At 63.0% G+C, this 3798-nt stretch carries 4 protein-coding genes and 1 pseudogene; 1 reads left to right on the top strand and 4 read right to left on the bottom strand.

The genetic code is table 11. The features are described from left to right. Positions 1–240, top strand: a pseudogene (locus ASG51_RS15140) (porin family protein); the annotation flags it as partial. Positions 241–704: 464 nt separating this feature from the next. Here the strand turns inward: ASG51_RS15140 and ASG51_RS24275 are convergent. The 4 genes from ASG51_RS24275 to ASG51_RS15120 form a co-directional block, all read right to left on the bottom strand. Next, on the bottom strand, positions 705–890 hold the full coding sequence (locus tag ASG51_RS24275) for a hypothetical protein (protein ID WP_156389740.1): 186 nt from the start codon (positions 888–890) through the stop codon (positions 705–707). Positions 891–930: 40 nt separating this feature from the next. Continuing rightward, entirely contained in the window at positions 931–1470 is a 540-nt protein-coding gene (locus ASG51_RS15135; protein WP_056381721.1) for a DUF2059 domain-containing protein, read from the bottom strand. Between the two features lie 683 nt (positions 1471–2153). Continuing rightward, positions 2154–2372 carry a hypothetical protein gene (locus ASG51_RS15125; protein ID WP_056219632.1) on the bottom strand — a complete coding sequence of 73 codons (219 nt, stop codon included), beginning with the start codon at positions 2370–2372 and terminating at the stop codon, positions 2154–2156. An 857-nt stretch (positions 2373–3229) separates the two neighbouring features. Continuing rightward, on the bottom strand, positions 3230–3490 hold the full coding sequence (locus ASG51_RS15120) for a hypothetical protein (protein WP_056219636.1): 261 nt from the start codon (positions 3488–3490) through the stop codon (positions 3230–3232). Positions 3491–3798: the final 308 nt, after the last annotated feature.

Raw genomic sequence — 3798 nt, 5'->3', positions numbered from 1 at the left:
CCCACCGACTCGTTCCTGAACTTCTTCCGCTCTTCGGCCGTSACGCTGAAGATCGAAGGYCTGTACGTGAACCTCGACCAGGGCAACCGCAACAACGGCGCCTTCGCGGTCAACAACGTCGGCAMCGTCRTCACCACCACCAGCCCGGGCGTCGTSCTCGTCAGCGGCGGCCGCCAGGTGCGCGACACCGAGTTCGCCGTCGTCCGCGCCGGCCTGAACTACAAGTTCGGCTCCTACTAGGATCGACGGGRCTTTTCGGTTCGGCCTGAGCGTCCCCAGCCCCGATCATCTGGCCGCTTTCGTCGTCACGCGCCTCGAGGAGAGATCCTCGGGGCGCTTTCGTTTCTCCGCGTCCTAAGACCCGGCGACGTGGACTGGGAGCCGCGTCGAGCCCGTTAGGGTTCTGCTAACTGCGACCGTCGCACGCTCGGCCGTATGACCAAGCGCTCGATGAAGAAGACCGGCCGGTTAATCCTGTGGCTCTTCGCTCTTGCTCTGGGCGGGTTCGTTGGCCCGCGGCTCGTCGATGCGAACCGGACAGGTCAGCCGATCGTCGCGGTATCAGACAAGAGCGAGCCGGAAGCGACTGGCTCGATCGACCAGAGATCGATGCGCTGGTGCGGGGCGGCACCCTGGTGCCATTAAGAGCCTATGGATGCAGCGCAAACCCTCGCCGCTACGACGGCTCACGAAAGCATACGACGCTACAAACCTTTGTCAGCTTTCTCCTTTGCAAGCCGAAGAGTTTTGAGACGCGCCGTCTTGTCCTCGGTGGCCTGCTGGGTCGCGTCGTAATCGGCTCGGGCCTCGCCCCCGGCGCGAGCCCGTTCCAGATACTTGGCGGCTTTCGTTTCGCGACGATCCTGAGCGCCGCTGTCATTGCTCGACATGGTGCATTCCTCTTTGATCCCGACGGCCGGCTTTGCGCTATCAGCGCGCCTTTGGCTGGCCGCCCGTAGTCCAACCGTGTGCCTGGATCGCCTTGGTCAGCTTGCCCTGCAACTCGGGCATCACGGACTGCATCCACTGCTGCGTTCCAGCCAATTGCGCCTGGGCAAGCTGCGGCTGCACCGTGACCAGTCGCTTACCGGCCGGTGTCGCGTAGAACGCCGCGATCGCCTGTAGATCGTCCTTGCCGAGGGCTGACGCGAAGCTGTGAGCCTGGATGTCGAGGAGTTCGTCGTAGTGCGCGGTCAGGGTCGGCATCACGACCTCCTGAACGAGGGCCTGTGCCTGGTCCTGCTGCTTGATCCCGATCTGCTGCATCATCCCAACCATGGGGGCCGCGATCGCGCTCAGGAGTGCGGTTCGATCGCCTTGCATCTGGGTGACCACTTCCCGAGCCGCCTTCAAGGTGGCCGGATCAGATACGGTGACTGGCGGCGTCGATGAAGGTGCAGGCTGAGCCATCGCTGCGAAAGGCAGAACGACACCAAGGCAGAGGCTGGCGAGAAGTCGAGGAGCGTACATGGCTGTTCCGATTACAGGCCTCGCGCAATCCGAAGCCGCGCGGCTGGTACGCGCTGCTAGCACGTTTCCATGTCAGATCTGCCCCGGCTGACAGCCATAGGGCGGAACTGAGCGAGGAAACCTATCCTTTATGCGCTCGCAGCCCCATGAGCGAAGAGACTCGGGCAGGCGCCGGTTCACCTCGATGCCCACTTCATCGTAGGGCGACGCACCAGTTGTCACGTAGCTGTACCAACGCCAGCCGATCGTCCCGAAGCCCGCGATGAGGATCCCGAAGGCCACCATCAGAGCCAGGGCCAATCGTGACTGAGGGCGCTGTGCTTGGCCTGTCATATCAGTCTCCTACAGTTTTCTTTCACCATCCGTTGCCTCGTGGACGCGAAGAGGTCGACGCGAGCCGAAGCTGCCCGGCAGCGGCGGCAGGTTGTCTGCGTGATCGCCCGACACGCCGAAGGAAGCGCGGATCTCGGCCTGGGGCGTGACCAGGCTGCAGAGGTTGCATATGGCTCAGGTCCTCGACGGCAGCCCCGCGGGTTTTAGGGCCACCCGTGGTGTCGAGCTTGGCCCGGCACGTGATGCCGTAGACGTCGGGGGTCCAGCCTCCAACCTCGCGCTGGAAGCGGCAGGTTTCACGAGTCTCGATCAGTCGGACCGGTAGTCGAATGGTGCGGTCTCCCTAACGATCAGCCCCTACGCCGACCCTGTTCGGCCTCTGCGCGCCAAGCATCGCGCTCGCGCTCGGCCTGCGCCAGTTGGATACGCAGGGCCTCGTTCTCGGCGTGCTGTTCACCCGCGTCGACTGCCAGCTCGACGCATTGGTCCTGAACGTCCGCGAGTTGCTGGCGTAGCTCCGCATTCTCGATGACCACGGCAAGGAAATCGGCGTTGCGCTGGTCGCTCATTCCGTCCCCTACCCCATCCATGCTGGGGCGGCGGGTCTATCTTAGCGAGCCCAGCAGCACCACCTGGGGCAGCGCGGCTCCCAGCCGCGGATACCTGCTTTGCGATGCAGCAAGGCCTCGTACCGACCCACGGACTCTTTTAAGATCGCCTCGGCCTATGACACTTACTGCGACAGGTCAGGCCATCGCCCACGCAAGCACCAGAATGCCGCCCAGGAACATCCCGTAGGTGGCAACCACGGCGGCGACCTCGCGGTGCTGGCGTAAGACAGAGCGGGTGCGTGACATCGGACGGGACCAGGGGAGGCGTGCGGCCTCTTTCTGATCGACCAACTATGCCGATGTGAGGGCCCCGACTGCCCGAATGCGTGAGAAATATCCGCCGTAGCGGGGCGGCCACATAAGTAGTTGGACGCGCGTCTTTGGCTGGACCGTCAGGATTTCAGAGCCCGAGAGGTTGGCTGATTATCGGGCGCTGGGGTCGCTGATCGCTCCAGCCACTGCCGCGGTCAGGGCTGCCGTCATCATGCCGAGGAAGGTCACCGTGATCATCTCTTAGGCCCTTTCGAAGTGTGGCCTGGGCGCACCAGAGCCGCTGAATTCGAGATGCCTACCAATTCGTTTACGAGTCGTTAACCGTCACGCGAAGCATACCGCACAGCGACACCCTCAAGCGTCGCAAAAGACCCGCCGCAGCCAGGGGCTGGGCGGGTCTCAGAGGCATATCCGTAAGGCTAGACCCTTACAGGCTCAGGAAGGCGTTGGCCGAGCCGACGATCGTGAAGACGAGGCCACCTGCGAAGGCAGCGATCATCGCGTAGGAGAAGCCTTTCAGCAGCATCCGGGGGTCCCTCCGATCAGCAGCGGTTTCCGCCCGAGGTCTGGCCGTACTGCTGGGTGGGGAAGTTCTGCTGGTTGGCGTTGCCCTCGGCGGCCGAGCTCATCGGGCAACCGAGATAGGCCGGGGGACGGCGCATATCGTTGACCGAGCCCGTGGTCTCGACATCGTAGGGTGCGAACGACGTGTAGCGGGAGGGGCTGTCATAGGCCATGGCGGACGAGATCGGAGCAACGCCAAGGACAAGGGCGGTGGCGAGGGCGGCGATACGGGTCTTCATTAAAGCTTACGAGCTCCTTTGCAGCACGAACCAAGTCTCTGGCTCGTTTCTCTCTGTCTGAAACCAATATGGGGAGCCTATTTCATTCTTGACGTGCCAGGGGACACGCGGTGGGCTGGATTAAAGCCGGGCGCTGCAAAACCCGTCTCAGCTATTCTGGTACGGACCGCGGAAAAGATCGCCTAAAGCTCTGCGTCTGAACAAGGTATACCAGCGACGGCGTTGATGCTCAGGGCGATCGTGGTTCATATGGCAGCGCTGGCAGAAGGCGGCGAGGTTCTTGGGCCCGTTGTTGGCGGTATCATGGT

It is taken from the genome of Methylobacterium sp. Leaf465, assembly GCF_001424705.1.
Classification (GTDB): Bacteria; Pseudomonadota; Alphaproteobacteria; order Rhizobiales; family Beijerinckiaceae; genus Methylobacterium.
The sequence above is the reverse complement of the archived record's forward strand: the minus strand, read 5'-3'. Positions and strand labels throughout refer to the sequence as shown.

What these genes read in the sequence shown, in the direction of transcription:
- ASG51_RS15120 (WP_056219636.1), bottom strand. Translation starts at nt 3,490, where the DNA reads ATGAAGACCCGTATCGCCGCCCTCGCCACCGCCCTTGTCCTTGGCGTT.
- ASG51_RS24275 (WP_156389740.1), bottom strand. Translation starts at nt 890, where the DNA reads ATGTCGAGCAATGACAGCGGCGCTCAGGATCGTCGCGAAACGAAAGCC.
- ASG51_RS15125 (WP_056219632.1), bottom strand. Translation starts at nt 2,372, where the DNA reads ATGAGCGACCAGCGCAACGCCGATTTCCTTGCCGTGGTCATCGAGAAT.
- ASG51_RS15135 (WP_056381721.1), bottom strand. Translation starts at nt 1,470, where the DNA reads ATGTACGCTCCTCGACTTCTCGCCAGCCTCTGCCTTGGTGTCGTTCTG.